This is a genomic window from Adonisia turfae CCMR0081, from assembly GCF_011009555.1.
Classification (GTDB): domain Bacteria; phylum Cyanobacteriota; class Cyanobacteriia; order Phormidesmidales; family Phormidesmidaceae; genus Leptothoe; species Leptothoe turfae.
The window spans coordinates 4,016,250-4,035,737 of the sequence record NZ_QXHD01000004.1 but is presented as its reverse complement, the minus strand read 5'-3'; the positions used below and the strand labels follow the sequence as shown (position 1 = coordinate 4,035,737).

At 47.4% G+C, this 19,488-nt stretch carries 16 protein-coding genes and 1 CRISPR repeat array; of the genes, 6 read left to right on the top strand and 10 right to left on the bottom strand.

Features of this window, described 5'->3' with window-relative positions:
- Positions 1-52 precede the first annotated feature (52 nt).
- Positions 53-545: direct repeats of the CRISPR family, unit length 36 nt; unit sequence GTTGCCAATTCCATTACCCCGCAAGGGGACGGAAAC.
- A gap of 300 nt (positions 546-845) precedes the next feature.
- Complete coding sequence (ppk2, locus tag DXZ20_RS21445) at positions 846-1,718, bottom strand: polyphosphate kinase 2 (RefSeq protein ID WP_431732085.1); 873 nt, start codon at positions 1,716-1,718, stop codon at positions 846-848.
- Positions 1,719-2,507: 789 nt separating this feature from the next.
- Here ppk2 and DXZ20_RS21440 point away from each other — a divergent pair.
- Positions 2,508-4,007: a glycosyltransferase family 2 protein gene (locus DXZ20_RS21440; protein WP_163700560.1), complete on the top strand. Its 1,500-nt coding sequence runs from the start codon at positions 2,508-2,510 to the stop codon at positions 4,005-4,007.
- A 78-nt stretch (positions 4,008-4,085) separates the two neighbouring features.
- Complete coding sequence (locus DXZ20_RS21435) at positions 4,086-5,489, top strand: acyltransferase family protein (RefSeq protein ID WP_163700557.1); 1,404 nt, start codon at positions 4,086-4,088, stop codon at positions 5,487-5,489.
- A 24-nt stretch (positions 5,490-5,513) separates the two neighbouring features.
- On the opposite strand, the gene DXZ20_RS21430 is transcribed toward DXZ20_RS21435, so the two are convergent.
- The 4 genes from DXZ20_RS21430 to DXZ20_RS21415 all read right to left on the bottom strand — a co-directional run bounded on the left by DXZ20_RS21430 (position 5,514) and on the right by DXZ20_RS21415 (position 8,831).
- Entirely contained in the window at positions 5,514-6,008 is a 495-nt protein-coding gene (locus DXZ20_RS21430; RefSeq protein WP_163700554.1) for a DUF302 domain-containing protein, read from the bottom strand.
- Positions 6,009-6,077: 69 nt separating this feature from the next.
- Positions 6,078-7,181 carry an agmatine deiminase family protein gene (locus DXZ20_RS21425; RefSeq protein WP_163703574.1) on the bottom strand — a complete coding sequence of 368 codons (1,104 nt, stop codon included), beginning with the start codon at positions 7,179-7,181 and terminating at the stop codon, positions 6,078-6,080.
- Positions 7,182-7,230: 49 nt separating this feature from the next.
- Positions 7,231-7,911, bottom strand: a complete 681-nt coding sequence (locus DXZ20_RS21420; protein WP_163700551.1) for an SAM-dependent methyltransferase — start codon at positions 7,909-7,911, stop codon at positions 7,231-7,233.
- A gap of 35 nt (positions 7,912-7,946) precedes the next feature.
- Positions 7,947-8,831, bottom strand: a complete 885-nt coding sequence (locus DXZ20_RS21415; RefSeq protein ID WP_163700548.1) for an oxygenase MpaB family protein — start codon at positions 8,829-8,831, stop codon at positions 7,947-7,949.
- Between the two features lie 54 nt (positions 8,832-8,885).
- Here DXZ20_RS21415 and DXZ20_RS21410 point away from each other — a divergent pair, with 54 nt between their 5' ends.
- Complete coding sequence (locus tag DXZ20_RS21410) at positions 8,886-10,439, top strand: AAA-like domain-containing protein (RefSeq protein WP_163700545.1); 1,554 nt, start codon at positions 8,886-8,888, stop codon at positions 10,437-10,439.
- Here DXZ20_RS21410 and DXZ20_RS21405 read toward each other — a convergent pair.
- The 5 genes from DXZ20_RS21405 to DXZ20_RS21385 all read right to left on the bottom strand — a co-directional run bounded on the left by DXZ20_RS21405 (position 10,436) and on the right by DXZ20_RS21385 (position 16,381).
- Positions 10,436-11,578 carry an NAD(P)/FAD-dependent oxidoreductase gene (locus DXZ20_RS21405; RefSeq protein ID WP_163670204.1) on the bottom strand — a complete coding sequence of 381 codons (1,143 nt, stop codon included), beginning with the start codon at positions 11,576-11,578 and terminating at the stop codon, positions 10,436-10,438. The genes DXZ20_RS21410 and DXZ20_RS21405 overlap by 4 nt on opposite strands.
- A 13-nt stretch (positions 11,579-11,591) precedes the next feature.
- A complete protein-coding gene (gene psbQ, locus DXZ20_RS21400) occupies positions 11,592-12,059 on the bottom strand; it encodes a photosystem II protein PsbQ (protein WP_163670202.1) in 468 nt (155 codons plus the stop codon).
- A gap of 99 nt (positions 12,060-12,158) precedes the next feature.
- Entirely contained in the window at positions 12,159-14,495 is a 2,337-nt protein-coding gene (locus DXZ20_RS21395; RefSeq protein ID WP_163700542.1) for a PAS domain S-box protein, read from the bottom strand.
- Positions 14,496-14,509: 14 nt separating this feature from the next.
- Positions 14,510-14,959, bottom strand: coding sequence for a response regulator (locus DXZ20_RS21390; RefSeq protein ID WP_163670198.1), 450 nt, complete (start codon positions 14,957-14,959; stop codon positions 14,510-14,512).
- Positions 14,960-14,968: 9 nt separating this feature from the next.
- Entirely contained in the window at positions 14,969-16,381 is a 1,413-nt protein-coding gene (locus DXZ20_RS21385; protein WP_163670196.1) for a GAF domain-containing protein, read from the bottom strand.
- A 377-nt stretch (positions 16,382-16,758) separates the two neighbouring features.
- Here DXZ20_RS21385 and DXZ20_RS21380 point away from each other — a divergent pair, with 377 nt between their 5' ends.
- From DXZ20_RS21380 to DXZ20_RS21370, 3 genes are all read left to right on the top strand, one after another.
- A complete protein-coding gene (locus tag DXZ20_RS21380) occupies positions 16,759-17,274 on the top strand; it encodes a fasciclin domain-containing protein (protein ID WP_163670188.1) in 516 nt (171 codons plus the stop codon).
- A 268-nt stretch (positions 17,275-17,542) separates the two neighbouring features.
- A complete protein-coding gene (locus DXZ20_RS21375) occupies positions 17,543-18,211 on the top strand; it encodes a hypothetical protein (RefSeq protein ID WP_163700539.1) in 669 nt (222 codons plus the stop codon).
- Positions 18,212-18,228: 17 nt separating this feature from the next.
- Positions 18,229-18,816, top strand: a complete 588-nt coding sequence (locus tag DXZ20_RS21370) for a hypothetical protein (protein ID WP_163700536.1) — start codon at positions 18,229-18,231, stop codon at positions 18,814-18,816.
- Positions 18,817-19,488 lie beyond the last annotated feature (672 nt).

Sequence of the window (19,488 nt, the reverse complement as noted above, 5' to 3'; positions counted from 1 at the left end):
AAGGGGACGGAAACGTGTACTTGTTAATCCACACTCTCCCACCCGTGATTACGTTGCCAATTCCATTACCCCGCAAGGGGACGGAAACTGAGTGAGATGTTCCTTGCCGTATTGTCTGTTAGTTTCGTGTTGCCAATTCCATTACCCCGCAAGGGGACGGAAACTTGGAAGATGTGTCTACGATGGATGATGCAGAGCTAGAAAAGATGTTGCCAATTCCATTACCCCGCAAGGGGACGGAAACCCCAAGAGCTACGCCTGACGCGCCAAGGGTTGTTCCTAACGTTGCCAATTCCATTACCCCGCAAGGGGACGGAAACTTCTCCCCGTCGGGCAGTTTGACTACGAGGGCAAAATCTCGGTTACCAATCTCATTACCCCGCAAGGGGACGGAAACTTTAGATACAAAGCGCTGTGATAATTCTCACCGCAAAGTTACCAATCTCATTACCCCGCAAGAGGACGGAAACTTAGCCTATTGGGAGTAGCAACACGATTATCTGATTGCAGTTACCAATCTCATTACCCCGCAAGGGGACGGAAACGGATAGTGGCGGTGTAGAGAAGGGATTGCATGGCGGTGTAGAGATAAGTTGCCAATTTCCTTACCCTCTAAACATACAAGGGGTGTCCCTTGTTTCGTGATGTCCATGTCGCTGGTGAGATCGCACATCCCATACCCAATTCAACCAAAGACATAGATTATCCCAAGCACCCGGTAGGGGCAATGCCTCGTGCTTGCCCCTCGATCATTGTCCCCATAAACCGACAACTCAATGATCGTTCTGAGCATCCCATAGGTTATCCTGGGCACCCACCAGGGGATGCCTCTACAGTGTGATGGCCTAATATTTGTTAGGCACCATACGTTGCGTTTCCTTAGGCGGGCGTTGATAATGAATCGCCCCCTGTCGCTTAGGTAACATAATTGGCTCGTAAGGTAGCTCCTCGTAGGGAATCAGAGTTAGTAAGTGACTAATACAATTAAGCCGTGCCCGCTTTTTATCATCGGCATCGACCACATACCAGGGGGAACTAGTGGTATCGGTCATCGCAAACATGTCATCTTTCGCTTTAGAATACTCAACCCAGCAGGCACGGGCCTCTAAATCCATGGGGCTCAGCTTCCAACGCTTAGCTGGATCTTTGATCCGGTCCTGGAACCGCTTTTCCTGTTCTTTATCACTGACAGAAAACCAATATTTGACCAGAATGATGCCCGAGCGTTGGAGCATATGCTCAAATTCAGGGCAGGTGCGCATAAATTCAGTATATTCATTGTGGGTGCAAAAGCCCATGACGCGCTCCACACCGGCGCGATTATACCAGCTACGATCAAAGAGAACAATTTCGCCAGCTGCCGGTAACTGGTTCACATAACGCTGAAAATACCACTGGGTTTTCTCTCGATCAGTGGGCTTACCCAACGCTACAATACGACAACCACGAGGGTTTAAGCATTCAGAAATACGTTTAATTACCCCACCCTTACCGGCAGCATCTCGCCCCTCAAAGATCACAACAACCTTCAGGCCTGCATACTTTACCCATTCTTGCATCTTCACCAACTCAAGCTGCAAACGCTCTAGTTCAGACTGGTATACAGATTTTTTCAGGCTTTTCTTCGTCTTCGAGTGCTTTTTCTTCTGGGTAGATTTATTGTAAGTATCATCCTGTTTTTTAACAGTCTTCTTAGTTGCCTTTACTGATTTAGCCATCGGAATTGTAGCGATCTGGCCTAAAGGTTTGTTATCAGCGCTCTTTTCGGTAGCTTTTCGCTTTGAGGTGATCTTTTTTAAAGCTTTCTTTTTAGTCACTTTGGGTTTTTCATTTGAAGAATTAACATCTGCTTTCTTCATTGTGCTATGGGTGTTTGACTTAACCATAGAGTCTCCCAAAATATCTCGATAGTGGTCAGCATACGTGCTTATTTATCGAAGTATGGGCGAGCTTAGGTTAGTCTAAATATTTGCGGATACAAAAAATTAAAATGTAACGCTTGAATCAAGCCTACCCAGACTTGGGGAGGTGGGCTTCGATACCGAGCATATCAGTCAGAATTTCGGATAAGAGGTTAAACAGCTGATTTGCATTTTATAAAAGATTATGCATAGGCCTTACGTTATCAACGCCTCAACCATTGCGGCAACTCTCTCACCCGTTCTAAATAATCTGTTTCCATAGCTCGCTCAGGCCTTTACACCAGACATTATGCCCTGCATTTTTCCGAGCTTAAAATCCATAACCCTAGCGTCTGCTTTAATGACGTCCGCTCATACGAAAATTAACACAGGCTTAACATTGAGTTAAAATTGTTCGTCAAGTTACGGAATGTTTCGACGAATGTTGATTCGATGGTTTACCAGCAACGTATGGCAATAGTTGTTTGACTTGAATTTTAAGCGGTTACTAGACCGCTGGTCATGTCCCTGCATGGCCGTTAGGCAGCGTGTTTGTGCTTCAACATCTGATCCGACGCCTGCAAAGGGCCTGACGAGGGTTGCTATATGCAAACAAAGAATAAAAAATGCGATCGCACAAATGCTGGCTTATCAGTATTCAATCTGAGTGATCGCTGGCAGACTGCCAGCAAGCTGATTTTCATAAATGTACTTTTAATTGGTCTACCGACCATCATTTGCTACTACAGCCTGCAGCTAGGCGGCATTTCCTTAACGTGGCTGCATTTTTCACTGGTGGCGCTCTATCTGTCCAGCGCAGTCATGCTCATTGCTGAATCCACTGCCGCTGTTTCGCGACGATTTGCTAGCCAGTCAAGGTTTTCACCGTCTCAACCTAATAGCTTTAAGCGTCGCCTAAAAAAGAGCCTCGGCGTTCAGGGAGCAGAACTGCCAGAGGGTCAGCCCTTGCCACGCTGTTCGTTTATTGTGGCGGCCTATTTACCCAATGAACAAACCATCATTTTAGAAACCATTGATCACCTGCTAAATCGGATACATCAGCCTGAGGCAGGTCTGGAAGTGATTTTGGCCTATAACACCCCGGTGGTGCTACCCATTGAGCAAACCCTGGTGCGATTGGCCAGAAAGTATCCTAATTTTCGGCCTTATCGAGTTGAAGGCAGCCATTCAAAAGCCGAAAATATTAACGCTGCCCTCAATATCGTGACCGGGGAGATCACCTGTATCCTTGATGCAGACCATCATCCAGCCCCAGACTGTTTTGAGCGGGCCGGTCGATGGATCGCCAATGGGTACGATGTTGTGCAAGGCCGCAACATGATCCGTAATCGCAGTGAAAATCTCCTCACTCGCCTGGTGGCAGTGGAATTTGAGTCGATTTACGGCGTCAGCCATTCTGCCAAGTCGTTAATGGTAGATACGGCTTTATTTGGTGGCTCCAATGGCTATTGGCGCACCTCAGTGCTACAGCAGGTCCGTTTTAACCCAACGATGCTGACCGAAGATATTGATGCGTCGATACGCACCCTTTTGCATGGGTATCGCATCGTCCATGACCGCAGCATTACGGTTACAGAATTGGCTCCCAACCACATCAGTGCCTTTTGGTCACAGCGTAAACGATGGTCCCAGGGATGGCTAGAAGTTAGTTTGCGCTATCAAAAGCGGTTTTGGAAGTCACCCCAGCTAACCTTTGGGCAAAAGCTAATCTGGACCCATTTGCTCTACTACCGAGAACTGTTTCCCATTTTATCGGTACAGATTTTGCCAATTGTTTTCAGTAGCTGGCTGCTAACAGGAACCATTAATTTCACAGACAATGCATTTTTGTTGTCGGCAACAGTTATTACGTTTTTGAGTAGTGTTTACAAACTGTTGGTTACTGCAAAAATTGGGTATCACCATTATCCCAGGTACTACTTTTTGCAATATGCCTTACTGACACCGGTTTACTCATTGTTGAAAAACATGATTGCGGTTGTTGCACTCTACGATCATCTCCATGGAAAAACCGAGTGGGTTGTCACGCCGAGAGAGGCGACACCGGCTGTGGCTAAATTTGGAAAAAGTCTATGGATTACCTGAGACAGCCAGGCTATAACCTTGTCTTTTGAGAAAATTTCAACACCCTTTTAGAAAACAGATTTTACTCTCCCATCTTCTATGAAACGTCGTTTTAATCGGTCAGCGGCGGTACAGCGCTTAGCGTGGCTAGACGGATTGCGCATCTTTGCCGCCGTCATGATCCTGCTTTACCATGCCCAGCTGTTGTTTACTCAATATCGCTATACGCCACAGCCTACGGGCCTAATCCATAATCTGCAACAGCTGATTGCTGAGACAAACTCTCTGGCAACGCCCTCGGGATGGATGCAGTTGCTAGGAATTCCAACATTATTTGGGTTTCAGTTTGTGGATGTGTTTATTTTGTTGAGTGGGTTTAGCCTAATGCTAGCCGCCCGGCATCGTTCTTTTGATTGGTTAGGTTTTTGGCAAAAGCGTTTATCGCGACTGCTATGGCCTTTTTGGACAGTTGCCCTGCTGTCTTGTCCGGTTTTATGGATGATTGGCGCTGCGACTGAAAGCTATATCCCACCAGTGTGGAATTATTTTGCAGCGTTTACTTTTCCGCTATTAATCGATCATCGCGCTAGTCTCTTGTTGCCCATCAGCGGTCCATGGTGGTTTATTCCATTAATTCTAAGTTTTACCCTGTGTTTTCCGGTGCTACATCGACTGGTGTATCGCTGGGGTAGCCGCAATCTGTTGCTGGTGAGCCTGGTCATTACTCTGGTTTATCGAGCACTGGCTATATACACCTTTGGAGGACAGCCCACATATACGATTCTGGCGACTCCCAATGGACCGTTGCCGTTTTATGTGTTGCTGGCTAAACTGAGCACCTTTGTGATTGGCATGGTGGTGGCTCAAGCCTATAAGCACGGTCGTGGTGTGCTTTTTTGGCCCCAGTTTAAGGCGTTGCGAGTGGGTCTTGGTCTTTATACCATTGGCTTTGTTTGTCAGTTTTATCAGCTAGGCTGGATAGTCTGTGACCTACTGGTACCTCTAGGATTAACCCTGGTTTGTGTGGTGATTTGCCGATGGCTTACGGCAGTTCGCTTTAGTCGTTATTTGGCGCTGAGGCTAGGTCAATATAGCTATAGCTTTTTCTTGGTTCATAATTTTGTGGTGGATCGTACGCTGGGTCTGGTTGTGAAGGGGGATGAGGTCAGGTATGCGATCGCACTTCCCCTAATGATTCTCGGCACCTTAATCCTCGCTGCCATTACCGATGCCGTTACGCCTCTGTTACAAAGAGCCCTAGCCCGTCTGTGGCAAGATATTGACTATCTACTAGCCCGTAAACCTGCGGTAACGGCTCCTCGCTGGGTGCCTTCAGTGGGGGATACCGTTGGCTATCTTGACCAACAATGGACTGTTCAGGCCATTGAAGTATTGCTGGACGATGGTAACTATTACCTGTGCAAAATTGCGAATGCCCAACAAACCCGCTGGGTTAGCCAAGAGCAACTCCAGCTGATGGCTCCGACTGTATTGGCTGGATAAGTCAGGGGGAAAACCGAATTGATTTTAAGGTGCGATCGCACCATTCGTTAGATTATTCAGCGCCCCTGAAACTGTCTTAATCGCCTCTACACCGCAGCCATCCAAACGATGACGCCCCCCCAAATACTGCGGGTCGTTATAGGCTAGCTGCGTCTGACCCTGGTCATCCTCCCAAATCAGTACCTTTTGCGGTAAATCAATGGCAATGGTTGGCTGACACTGCATCAGAGGCGTTCCCAGTTTGGGGTTACCAAAGATAACGACTCGGGTAGGTCGCAACTCCAACCCTACCCCAGAGGCATTTTGGGCATGGTCAACGGTGGCAAATAAATTCAATCCGTTAGTTTCTAGAATCTTTTTGAATCGAGTTTCTGTTTCCCCAACGCTGTAAGGGCTAGGCTTAACAACTAAACCTGTGGGTCCAGTTGCCTGGGCGACGGCCTGCTGACGAGAAAAATAGGCAGCTCCTGCAATCAGGATTAACCCTAAGAAACCGATACCGGCTGTAATATTGCGCATGGTGATGAGCTCAGAAGCAAAACTGTGTTTTCAGCCTATAACTATAGGACGTAGATGTTTTAAAAACAGCTATGTCGTAAGATTTTTTACAGGCTCTTGCTGAGTGGCACAGTGGATACTGCCACCTCCAGCCGCAATAGCATCAATATTCAGGGCAATGATTTCGCGATCTGGGAAGGCTTGTTGTAGTGATTGTTGCGCCCTTTGATCAGCGCGGCCATCCCCAAATTCCTGCATGATCACCGCACCATTGCAGACATAAAAACCGACATAACCAGCGGCAAAATCTAGCGTCTCATAACTGTCTCGGATTGTGCCAGGTGCTTCGAGGACAATGGTTTCAAGCGGTCGACCCTGGGCATCCGTTGCGTTTTCTAAGATTGCTAGATGCTGTTGAGTCACCCCATGGTCAAAAAAGCTTGGATCGGGTTCATAACCAGCCAGCACAACACCCGGTCTGGCAAACCGAGCATAGAAGTCGGTGTGACCATCGGTGATATCTTTTCCCTTAATCCCAGGTAGCCAGATAATCTTCTCCAGACCGAGAAGCGGCATTAGCTGGTCTTCAAACTCAGACTTGCTCACACCTGGATTACGATTGTCATTGAGCACACAACTTTCAGTAATCATGGCAGTACCATCGCCATCGACTTCAATACACCCTCCCTCCAAAACGAGATTAGTATTGACCACTTCAGCCCCAGATTGCTGGGTAACAAATGCAGCAACAGCAGCATCTTGCTGAAAAACTTGCTTCTGGCCCCAACCATTAAAGTTAAGGTCAATGCCAGCTTTTTGACCCTGCTTAGAAAACACAAACAGAGGACCCGTATCCCGTATCCATAGGTCATCTAAGGGCGACACAATCAATTCAACAGATGCACCTAATAGATCTTTGGCGAGATCATACTCTTCAGGTCTGACCAGCATAGATACGGGCTCATACTGGGCAATTGTTTGGGCAAGGGTAACTAAGTTACGTCTCACTTCTGGCAGTAGTTGTCGCCCCCAAATGCGCGCACTTGCCCCAAATGCCATCCAGGTTCGCGTATGGGGTGCAGCTTCATCGGGCATATACCATTGCTGGGTGCTTACTTGAGAATTCGCGCAACCCATCAGCATTCCTCCAGCAAATAGCGAAGTATTTTGAACAAACTGTCGTCTTGTGATCATGGTCATCCCCGATATGCAATTTGTGCCCCAAGAGAGAAATTCTTTAAAATTATTGGGTGATTTTCAACATCTTATTGCCGTTGCGTTGAAACTCATAGGCAACAGTCTGAATATCACACTGATATCCCTTTTGAGTCAGAGCATTTATGACAAACTCCAGGTGCGGTGAGGGGTGTAGATCTAAGGCAACTAAGGGGAAAATGCGTACTTCCTGACAGATGCGCAACAGTTCACAAATAGAGTTGAGATGAAATATCTGATCAAATTGTTCAGAATAGAGAAATAGAAAATGAGAACATAACCCCAACTGGTAGCTAGCGTCTGTATAGCTTAACTGGGGTAATTCTCCTAGATCATAACGGCCTTCAGTTTTGCCTGAGGCAAAATCTTGACAAAACAGTCGAATCGCAGCCTCACGGTTTTTTCTCAGATCACTGGGCGAATGATGGTAGCTCCAAACCCAGTCATCCAGGGTGTTTTCGACCTGTTGAATAATGTTATCTACAACTGCATCAAAGCGCTGTTTAATCTCTATAGCACTAAAACAATAAAGCGGATCGACGGATTTGATCTGATAGCCTCGCCGAGTGCCTTCTGCATTAAAACTGGCGGGTCCATCGGCAACAGAAAGGATAGGGTTTTGTAGTTCCGCCTCAGTTAGGTTGAACATTTTGGTGTATTCATCCAACGATCGACCAAAGGGGACTACGCTATCTAACTGAACGGCCATAGGTGATTCCGAAGGGGGTTGATGTGGGATGTTGTTTAGCGGTCGTTATGATTGAGCTCTGGATGATTGAGCTCTGGCAGCAATGATTCAGGACCGATATTTGATACATCATAGCCTTGGGGATAGCTACGAATGGATTGATCGGCAAAGAAGTCTGGTAAAGAACGGGGCGGCAGTTTACGTAGCAGTCGACTGCGAGCTTTTAAACTGGTTTTTAGCAACCGGGTGAGGTGCTGGGGCGCAGGTTGCCAGCCTAAGGCATTGAGCAGTGGGGCATCTAACAATGCAGGTACAGCTGTGTTGGCGAGCGATCGCACCCCCACCGGAAACCAACTCAATAGCATTGCCCGCGTCGCATCCGCCACCCGTTGATTGGCCACAGCATAGGTAAATTTCTCCCGCTCATAGGCCAGGTTATAGGCTTCAAATGCCCCATAGGAGTCTGGCATATCGGTAATGCCCATGCGTTCGCCAACGCCATACCAAAAGTGATACATGGCCTGTTTCTCTAGCTCGCTGAGGGCGCGCCAACCAAAGCGATCGCACCAGCGCACAGGCTCATAGATAAATGTGGACAGCACATACAGATAATCGTTATTGCCGATGGGAAACCGACTGTGGATGGCATTCATCCGTTCTAAAAATGCCTGTCCCTTTGGATGTCGGTAGCCCCACTTAAGCAGCTGTGAGACGATGATCCCGGTGTCGTCATAGCGCTTTTGGGTATGGTGCTGAAACTCCCCCGTATGGTCCAGCAGTTTGGCAATACTGGGCACACAAAATGTCCGCAGCAGGGCAATTTCTAACGCTCGGGTCATATCCCAGGGAAACTCATAGCCCGCCAGGAGATGACAAATTGCGATCGCATCCTGCTCCGGATCCATCGTTTCAATTTTCCGGGCAATATCATATCGCCTCATGCTCTTGTCCCCATCTACCCTGTTAGAATAACCCAGCTCCAACTAATCCTTGCCATGGCACGTTGGTTTAACACGGCAGGTCCCTGCAAACCTGATATTCACTATATGCTCTCACCAGTAGAGCGGCTGCCCCAGCTTCGGCGCATTATCGATCAGCAGGGATACTTTGTGATCCACGCTCCACGGCAAACCGGTAAAACCACTGCTATGTTAGCGCTGGCCCAAGAACTAACAGCTAGCGGAAACTACACGGCCATTATGGTTTCTGTGGAAGTAGGTTCTGCCTTACTGAATGATGTAGATGCCGCAGAGCTCAGCATTTTAGATGCGTGGCGGGGAGCTGCTCGGTTTCGCTTACCCAGTGACCTACAGCCACCGCCATGGCCAGATAATGTTCCCACAGGGCGACGTATTGGTGCCGCTCTTAGTGAATGGGCCGCGCATTCATCGCCTCCTTTAGTGGTATTTATTGATGAAATTGATTCGCTACAGAATGAGTTGTTGATTTCAGTATTACGCCAATTACGAGATGGCTACCCCAATCGCCCTCAAGGGTTTCCCCATGCCTTAGCACTGACCGGTCTGCGAGACGTACGGGATTATAAAGTAGCTGCGGGTGGCAGTTCTCGACTGAATACATCTAGCCCCTTTAACATTAAGGTCAAATCGCTGACACTGAATAACTTCACGGCGGCTGAGGTAGCCCAGCTATATGGCCAGCACACTGCTGATACGGGTCAACTGTTTACAGAAGCTGCTGTGGCCCGAGCGTTTGAGCTCACCCAGGGACAACCCTGGTTAGTAAACGCTTTAGCAAAAGAAGCGGTAGAAGAACTGGTGCCAGATTCTCAACAACCAATTGATGTAGCAACTATCAATCGAGCTAAGGAAATTTTGATTCGGCGGCAGGATACTCATCTGGATAGCCTGACAGAACGACTCCAGGAAGACCGAGTGCGCTCTATTGTGGAACCTATGCTAGCAGGTCAAGAGTTGGGTGTTGTGCCAGCAGATGATCGTCAATTTTTAGTTGATCTGGGTCTGGTTGTACATCATCCTGCTGGTGGGCTAACCATTGCTAATCCAATTTATCGAGAAGTCTTACCCAGGGCCTTGGCCAGCGGACCCCAAGCAGGTTTACCGATTGTTCAACCCAGCTGGTTAACTGACGATCATCAGCTAGATTCTAAAAAGTTGTTGGATGCTTTTCTTCGCTTTTGGCAACAACATGGTGAGCCATTGCTCAAAAGTGCCCCGTACCATGAGATTGCGCCTCATTTGGTGATGATGGCCTTTTTACACAGAGTTGTCAATGGTGGCGGTACCCTGGAAAGAGAATATGCCATTGGTAGCGGTCGCATGGATTTATGTTTACGGTATGGCAATGTTACCCTAGCAATTGAACTAAAAGTTTGGCGAGATCATTGTTCAGATCCCCTATCAAAAGGGTTGGAACAATTAGATAGCTATCTTGCAGGGCTGGGACTCACCCAGGGCTGGCTCGTGATTTTTGACCGTCGCAGTGAGCTGCCCCCCATTGCTGAACGCACGACAACAGAGTCGACCATGAGTCCCCAAGGCAGGCATATCAATGTTATTCGTGGTTAAGCATCTGGGTCTTCAGAGTCGACTTTTGGTGTTAAGCCCAGTAGTTCCGCCACAGTAATTGCTGTGCCTGGTGCCAACAATATGCCATTGCGATAATGCCCTGTTGCCAAAATCACATTCTCATAGCCCGCCAGTGGTTTAATCACTGGGGCACCCTGCCCCTGGGGGCGAGGGCGTAATCCGCTCCAGTGACGCAGGGTTCTAGCCTGGGCAACGGCTGGGCAATAGCTAATGGCGCTTTGGCGCATCTGCTCTAATCGCTCTAAATTAGGCACCATCTCAAGGTCATCGCCCAGGGGAAATTCAACGGCCTCACCGCCGGGGGGAAATTCCACAGTGGCCCCTAGCCAGTAACGTTTCTCTCCTAAGGGTACCAAGTGCACATCATGTCCATTAAGCACCGGTTGAAACGAGGTGTTATCTAAGGGCTGATCCAGCTCAATTTCCATGGCTTGACCCAGCACTGGGATCATCGGCAATGGTTCTGCCCCCAGCTGGCTTAAGTCTGCTGAGTTCAGACCAGCTGAGAGGATCACCCAATCCACATCTAAGATCTCTTCAGGCAGCTGTAGCTGAGAACAATAACCAGCGTTTTTATTTAAGCCTAAAACTGGACTCTGCCAGTGTGTGGTAACGCCGCGCTGTTGTGCCGCTTCAACCAACGCTAATGTTAGTTCTTTTGGATGTACCTGACCATCTTGGGGAGAATAAATTGCCGCTGCCACAGCTTTTGTATTGACCTGGGGACAGCGGTCCTTTAGTTGTTGTGGTGACCAAATTTCCAATGGATATCCCTGGCTGGCACGTTTAGCTTGCAGCGATTGCCAACGTGGGATTTGTTCTCGATCAAAACAGAAGCTGATTAAACCCTGTATGTGGGGAATAGATCGTCCTAACGATGCTTCTAATTCAGGCAGTAATGTTTTGTAGCGTTCAATACTGTCCCGACGTAGTCGCCAGTTACGACCTTTAACCTTGTGGCTAATAATACCCATTAAAACGCCCAAGGCCGCTTGGGTAACACCTTGGGCGGGGTTGCCTTGATCAATGACATGAATATCAAGTTGGCTATGACTACTCAGCTCATACGCTAGGGTAGCGCCGACAATTCCACAACCAACAATAGCAATTCGTGTCATTTAGCAGTTTTGTTTAGACTGATTCTTCGGTGGGCACCAGGTTAAGAAACGTACTTAAGTCCTTAGCAAACCTAATGTAAGCCTGATTGGTGCGATTACTATCAAATGCAGTAACTGCAGCACTCATGGCTTCAAGATCCTCTGTAATCTCGTTGGATAGGGCCAGAGCTTCAGATTTATCGTTAGGTAACAATAGAAATGCCAAGCGATTCATACGTTCTCTTAGTTCACCCAAAGGACCGTGGATGAAGTTGTCGATATTAGCCCAGTTTTCATCACGGATGTAACCCGCTAGCTCAGGCAGACGATCTTTGGAAGTCTGAATACGGCCAGCGTAAATAGAAATTTGAGCGATCTGGTCCGCAGAATAGGTTGGGGGGGCAGTTGCCTGACCACCAGAACTGCAGCTCACGAGTAGGGTTGCGATCGCAACCAAGAATACTCCCACCATCGACCGTGCTAGTGATCGAAACCGTTCCATACCAGCAATACCTCCTAATGAAGTTAATCTGTGGCTGAATTGAATCAGCAATGACACAGTATCAAACCCAGCTAATTATAGTACGTCAATCATTGCAAATTACGTTTCCACAGTCTTAGACACGGGTTCCGTGTCAGTCTGAAGTACATTAGGTATGATTTTTAACAAGTCAGCAGAATTATAAGGTTTTGGGAGAAAGGCTTTAACGTTTTCCCCAAGGGATAATGCAATTTGCTCATTACTCGGTAAACCGCTGACCGCAATCACCTTAACGTCAGGATTAATTCTCTGCATCACTTGGATGGCCGTTGCCCCCCCTAAAGAGGGCATCGTCATATCCATCAAAACAACCTTGATATCGGTTTGATGTTGAGTATATTTGGCGATTGCATCAATCCCATCCGTTGCCACTATCACCTTATAGTTATGGCTTTCTAAAATGCTTTGGGCGATGTCACGAATAGGGGCTTCATCCTCTACAACCAGAACCCCGTCTCCTTGGCCCAACGGGAAAGAAAGGACTTCTGCTTCCACTCTCTCTTCTGCCTCAATCGCAGGCAAGTACACCTTAAATTGAGTACCCCGACCAACTTCGGTATCAACGGTGATAAATCCACCGTGACTTTGAATAATGCCGTGAACCGTGGATAACCCCAATCCAGTTCCCCCCTGAGCTTGCTTAGTGCTAAAGAAAGGATCGAAAATGTAAGCCAATTTATCCGGGGGAATGCCAGTGCCGGTATCGGTCACTATGACAACAATATAGGGACCTGCTTCCACGTCTAGATGGCTGGAGACAACGGCCCGATCAAGCTGTATATTCATGGCCGACACCGTCAATTTTCCGCCATTGGGCATCGCATCACGAGCATTGACAAAGAGATTCATAAATACTTGATGGAGCTGGGTTTCATCACCTTTTACAGAGTCAATATTTTTAGGTACATCAACAGCAATCTCGATAGATTTCGGAAATGTTTTATGGACAAAGCTCCTGATTTCTTTAATTAAATATCTGATGGATAATAACGACCGGTCACCCTCTACACCTTTTGCAAACAAGAGCATCTGGTTAATAATCTCAGAGCCGCGTTTGGCACTGCTTTTCAATATCTCAAACTCATGGTGAATGTGTTCGTCCACATCGGGTAATTGCATCGGCAAGAGATCGGCCACGCCATAGATCGGCGTCAAAATATTATTTAGATCGTGGGCAATCCCGCTGGCCAATGTGCCAATGCTCTCTAGTCGTTGAGCTCGCAAAAATCGAGATTCTAATTGCTTGGCCTGGGTGATATCAGTATTAACGGTCAGGATGGCATTGGGCTGTCCTTGCTCATCGGTTACTAACGTCCATCGACTCATCACCGTGATGGATTGGCCCGCCTGTGTCACTTGTTTTCGTTCGCCTTTCCAGCTGCCTTCGCGGATCAAAGATTGGTCAATCTCATCGTCATCTGGTGCGTCCGCATACAACAACTGATTTGCATCTTGGCCGAGTGCTTCCTCAGCAGACCAGCCATAGAGGGTTTCGGCCCCTTTATTCCAAAATGATATTTGTCCATTCATGGCCCGGACAAGAATGGCATCTGTGGTCACATCTAAAAGTGCAGCTTGTTCTCGCACCCGGTGCTGGGCGAATTTGCGATCGCTAATATCCGTAATCGTGCCAACATACCCCCGGATGCCTTCCCCCTGCTTGCGCTCTGGCAATGCCTGACCAAAGACCCAGATGCTCGTTCCGTCGGGATGTTGGAAACGAAACTCTAAACGAAAAGGAATGCCGTCTTTCAATGCCGCTTGCCAGGTGGCTAACACATGATCACGATCGTCTGGATGCAAAGCGTTGACATGATTCTCCATTTGGCGGGACTGCTCCAATGTCATCCCGGTCATGTCACACCATTGTCGATTCACATAAACATAATTTCCCTGGGCATCCGTACGGAAGATGCCAACGGGAGAGGTTTCCGCTAAGGATTGATATTGGTGCTGGCTTTGGCGCAGTGCGGCTTCGCTTTCTCGCAAAGCATGCTCTGCCTGCTGTCGTTTCCGTCGTTCCTCGGCTTCCCTTAACTCCCGCTCAACAGCCGGCACCAACCGGGCAAGATTCCCTTTGAGAATGTAGTCATGGGCCCCCGCTTTCATTGCCGCAACCGCTGTCTCTTCACCAATGGTGCCGGAGACAATAATAAACGGCAGATCTTGCTGTTGGGCCTGCAGCAGCTTTAACGCCTCTAGTGCACTAAACCGAGGTAATGTGTAATCAGCAATGACGATGTGCCAATCCTGGTGATCGAGGGCCAATTGCATCTCCTCTGGCGTTTCTACCCGAACGTAATCTAGCGTGTAGCCGCCGCGACGTAGCGTCCGCAACGTTAAGAGCAAGTCGTCTTCTACATCCTCAACAACTAAAACTTGCAAATGGGTAGTCACAGGCGATTACCTTCCTAAACAGGCGGGGATTGATTCATCAATAACCAGTACATTCCAAGCTGCCGAATGGCTTCGGAAAACTGGAGAAAATCCACTGGCTTGCGAATGTAACTATTACATCCCAGGTTATAGCTATCGAGTAAGTCTTGCTCTTCATTGGATGTGGTTAAGACAACCACGGGTAAAAGTTTGGTGAGTGCTTCCCCCCGTAAGCGACGTAAAACTTCCAGGCCATTCAGGCGGGGCAGCTTAAGATCCAGCAAAATCACGGCTGGTTTAAGGCTAACATCGCGATCTGCATACGGACCTGTACCAAACAGGTAATCCAGTGCTTCGACACCATCATGGGCAACGACAACCTGATTGCCAATATGATTGCGATTGAGGGCACGGATGGTTAAAATCTCATCATCGGGATTATCCTCTACCAAGAGAATGACTTTGTGATCAACCTGTCCACTCATACCCCAACCTCACTCTTCCGTTAACGTGAAATAGAATGTGGCCCCTTGATCCAGTGCGCCTTCAGCCCACACTTGTCCCCCATGTCGATGGATGATTCGCTGCACCGTAGCGAGGCCGATGCCATTGCCAGAAAACTCATGCATCCCATGTAATCGCTGAAACGGTCGAAATAATTTGTCGATAAAGGAGATATCAAAGCCCACGCCATTATCTCGTATAAAGTAGGCTGGGATACCGTTTTCCTGAGTAATTACACCAAACTCAATCTTAGCGTGGGATTGCTTAGAGGTATATTTCCAGGCATTATTCAATAAATTATCCAATGCCACTTGCAGCAGCGGCCGATCACCATAGGCCAGCATGCCTGGTTGAATCTCCCACTCTACTTGCCGTTCTGGGGACGCTTGCTGTAAATCGATACAAATGCGATGGGCTAATCGGCTCAGATCAACCGATCTTTTGTGCATATCGTTACGGGTCACGCGCGATAGGGTGATCAAATCATCGATCAATGCCCCCATGCGTTGCGTGGCCGAGCGGATTCGGCGTAAATAGTCCTGGCCGTTTTCGTCTAAGTTTTCCAGGCAGTCTTCTAGCAGTGCCTGGCTAAAGCCATCAATACTACGTAAGGGGGCGCGCAAGTCATGGGAAACGGAATAGCTAAAGGCTTCCAGTTCTTGATTGACAGCCTTTAGTTCAATAATGGCTTGCTGCAATCCTCGGTTCAGCGCTTGCGCCCGTTCCTCGGCTTGCTGGCGTTCGACCACTTCTGCCTGGAGACCCGTCAAGAGTTCTGCATGCTGGAGTGCAACTGCTAAGTGGCTCGCAATTTGCTGAACAAACTCGATTTCCGTTTCCTGCCACTGGCGCGGGGCCTGGCACTGATGAATGCAGAGTAATCCCCACAGGTGACGACCTTGCACGAGGGGCACCACCAAATTTGCCCGCACCTGAAACTGGGACAGGATCTGGATGTGACAATCGCTCAACCCGGCATCATGAATATCTGTGACGTTCTGGATCTGACCTTGCTGGTAATGAATAGCAAACTGATCCCCAAAGCAGTGATCATGAATTTTTTGTGCGATCGCAGAGTCAAATTCGGGGTCTACATCTTCAGAAACAAATTCCCCGTCATTCCAGTTAGTATCAGGGTAGAAACGAAACATCCCCACTCGGTCTGCGGACAGCAGTTGCCGAACTTCAGCTGCCGTCAATTTAAAGATGGTTTCTAGATCCAGAGGTTCCCGAAGCCGAGTGATCAAGCGGAATAGAGTTTGCTGCTGATCAATTTGGCAATGCGCTTGATGAACCTGCTGCTCCAACGCTTGAAATTCTTTACCTAGGAGTGCTTGGACCTGCTCCCATTCAGCTTCATCGTGACAAGTACTGCGTAATCTTGCCAATAGATTTGAGTTCATAACGCTCAGCTCGCTAATGCTTGAAGTCACTAAATGCTTAACTGAACGGCTACTTTAGCAGATCCAGGAACTGGGTTAAGTATTCAGTATCGTTATAGATAACAAACAAAATATCTTCTCTAAGCTAGGGGCGCATTTTTCAGAATCACCCGTATCGCTGAGGATTGCGAATAGACGTTGTTAGACAGACACGCTCAGCAATTTCTAATAGTTTTAAACCTACATTCAAGAAAGATTTATTCTGACCTCAAAAATACTATCTGCTTCTATGGAAAGCTTGTGTCGTGCCTGAGGCGTTGTCTTCGACAATTTGAGACACTGAATAACTCACGGCAGCTGAGCTAATGCAATGTTATCCATAGGGAATTCATTAGACCATGACACGTCTTTCTAAACTGACTTCACACTGCCTCAAAGTTGCTGGTATCGGGTTCACTAGTTTGCTGATTGCATTACCCGTAACCGCTCAAAGTACCAGTAGTCAAAGCATTACCCAGATTGCTGGCTCAAACGATTCCTTTGATGTTCTAGTTTCTCTCATGGACCATGCAGGTATTTTAGAGGCATTTAATGGCTCTAATGGGAAAGAATTCACTGTTTTTGCCCCCACCGATGATGCCTTTGGTCGTTTATCTGAGGGAACCATTGAAAGTCTCTATAAACCTGAAAACAGAGAGACTTTACTCGACGTTCTTGCCTACCATGTGATCGGTGGTAGTATTACCTCTGATCAGCTTGCTTCAGGCGCAGTGGATAGTAAAAATGGCTTACCTTTACAAGTAAATGTGGGACAACAAGTAACAATCAATGATGCCACTGTTAGGGCAGCAGATATCACTGCAAACAATGGTGTTATTCATGCCATTGATACGGTATTGATTCCACAGCGATAGGGTTATCCCTAATCCTCGATTAAAAATAAAGAGTCTTGTAAGGGCTGCACTTTGTGCAGCCCTTATGAGCTGATTAATCCAACTTCTCCCATTGCCTGGGACCGGTACTTATTCAACCCCATATGAGTTGCTTAAGTTAAGCCGTCATATTTTACTTAGCTGCATCCCTTAATCCTTTAACTAAGCTACGGTTAAGCTATTGAATTGAATATCTTTTCAAAATCCCCATGAATAAAGGCATTCCTTACCAGGGACTGCCAATGGCGCTATGCCCTCCCCATGCCACCACACGAAGCCCAGGAAATTTAGGGCAGTTGTCCCCTGGACTAACGGTGAATTTGTATGTGAGGATGGGGAAATGATTCCAACAAAAAGATCTCTAACCGCTATCCACGAAGCTAGCCACTGCTGCCTGTATACGGCTTTCGGCGTCGTGATCAATGGAGTCAGAATCAATCCTGACGGAACCGGGCGAGTCCATCGCTACAACTTCGAGCCGCCACAGGAACCGTTTCCATTGATGATCAATGCTCAAAATGGAGCTATATCGATTGCAGGCGTTGTCGGTGAAGCCATTCACGAACATGGAGAAGTCGAGCTCAATGCCATACTGACGAAGTTGACGTTTGGAGGTGGCCAAAGCGACTACGACAGGATACAACAATGCGGCGTTGATCATCTGATTGAGGCGTTGATGACATTTTCTTCTTCTGCTCTTATGGAGCATTGGGGCAAGGTCTTGAGGTTAGCGGCTAGATTGGACCAGGTGCAATATCTAGACTCAGATGAGATATCCAGTGAACTGCCATACGTGTGTGATGTCAGTCGCTATTCAGCCCAGTTACAGAAGGAGATCGACAGTTGCGGTACCAGATGGCCGTGGAATCCTTCTATAAAGAGGGGACTTATGCGTGTGTCGTCTGCATTGCTGAGGTGAGGGTTGTGGTGTGGCTGATGGTTTTCAAAATGTGGCGATGTTACGCCATTAAAGCTCTCGCAATTTTGGGATTGAGCACATTTCTAGTCACTGGTATGCAGTCCTCCGCCGTATCTGGCGAACGCTCAATCTTTGGTGAAAGCCCCCCTGATATTGAGCGTTACTTTGGTCAATATTGGACTCGCTTGACCCTTGGGCATACCGAAGGCGAGCTCAACGTAACGTATACTTACAGCCCTGGACAAATAAGATCTTTTTTCAGCAATGCAGAAGACTTAAGATTGTCAGTGGGGTTTATCAATGATCAAGCAGTGAGTGTTCGCATCCACCAAGATGGTGCAGGGTTCAATATTCCATTAGAGCGATTCGAGCCTTCAGATCATTCAATGAATATCTTTGATGATGTATTTGAATCTATTTTTGGTTATCGCCCTCCTGTTACATCTCCTGTTTACCGACAAATACTTCAACCAGGATCATTGCAAGGCACACTCCATACGGTTACTTATTGCATAAGCCAGGAAATCGCCATGTCCTATGAATGGATTAGCACAGAAGATTACATCTGGTTTATCCGTTTTTTCCAGGAACCTGCTTGTGTTTGAGAACGAAGTCAAACAGGGCAGCCGCTTTGATGCAAGTATTGCTAAGCCTCGGCAGACTTTCTCTGTGGGAGTGACAGCCGAGCCTAGTGCTTTTGCTGACTTTTCCTGCTAAGTCTTAGAATCGCCTATTAGCAAGGGTTCTAAAACCAGGCTCAATTCCTAAGGAGTTAGCTTTGTTGAGAATGGGGCACGAGGTTGCAAAGCCTCCAGCACACTAAAATTAAGTAAGTTTTTCTCTGAAAAAGATAATGGGAAAAGTCAGGTGCTTTTGCGGGGCAGCTATTTGAACAATCGGATCAGGATTTCTTAATGCAAGTAGTAACAATTCTGAATGAGGTTTTGGCATGACCTACACCACAAAATAAATTACCAGCATCTCAAAGTGGTCGGAGAGAGTATTAGAGCTGTTTAAGGGGAATTTGTGAGGATTTGTCCTATCTTGATTAGCCTGCTTAATCAGGTAAATATTTTTGACGAATGGAAAAGCGATTTTTCAAAAAAAGTTTAACTTATGCGCTAGTTGAGACTTTATTATCTTCCAAGCTAAGTGGACTCGATGGCGCTGAATTTTGAAGTGAACCACGCAAAATATAATTCCGACAATTCCGACAATTCCTAGAATAATTCCTAGAATAATTCCAATCGCAGCCCAGATTGGACGTATAGAGTGGT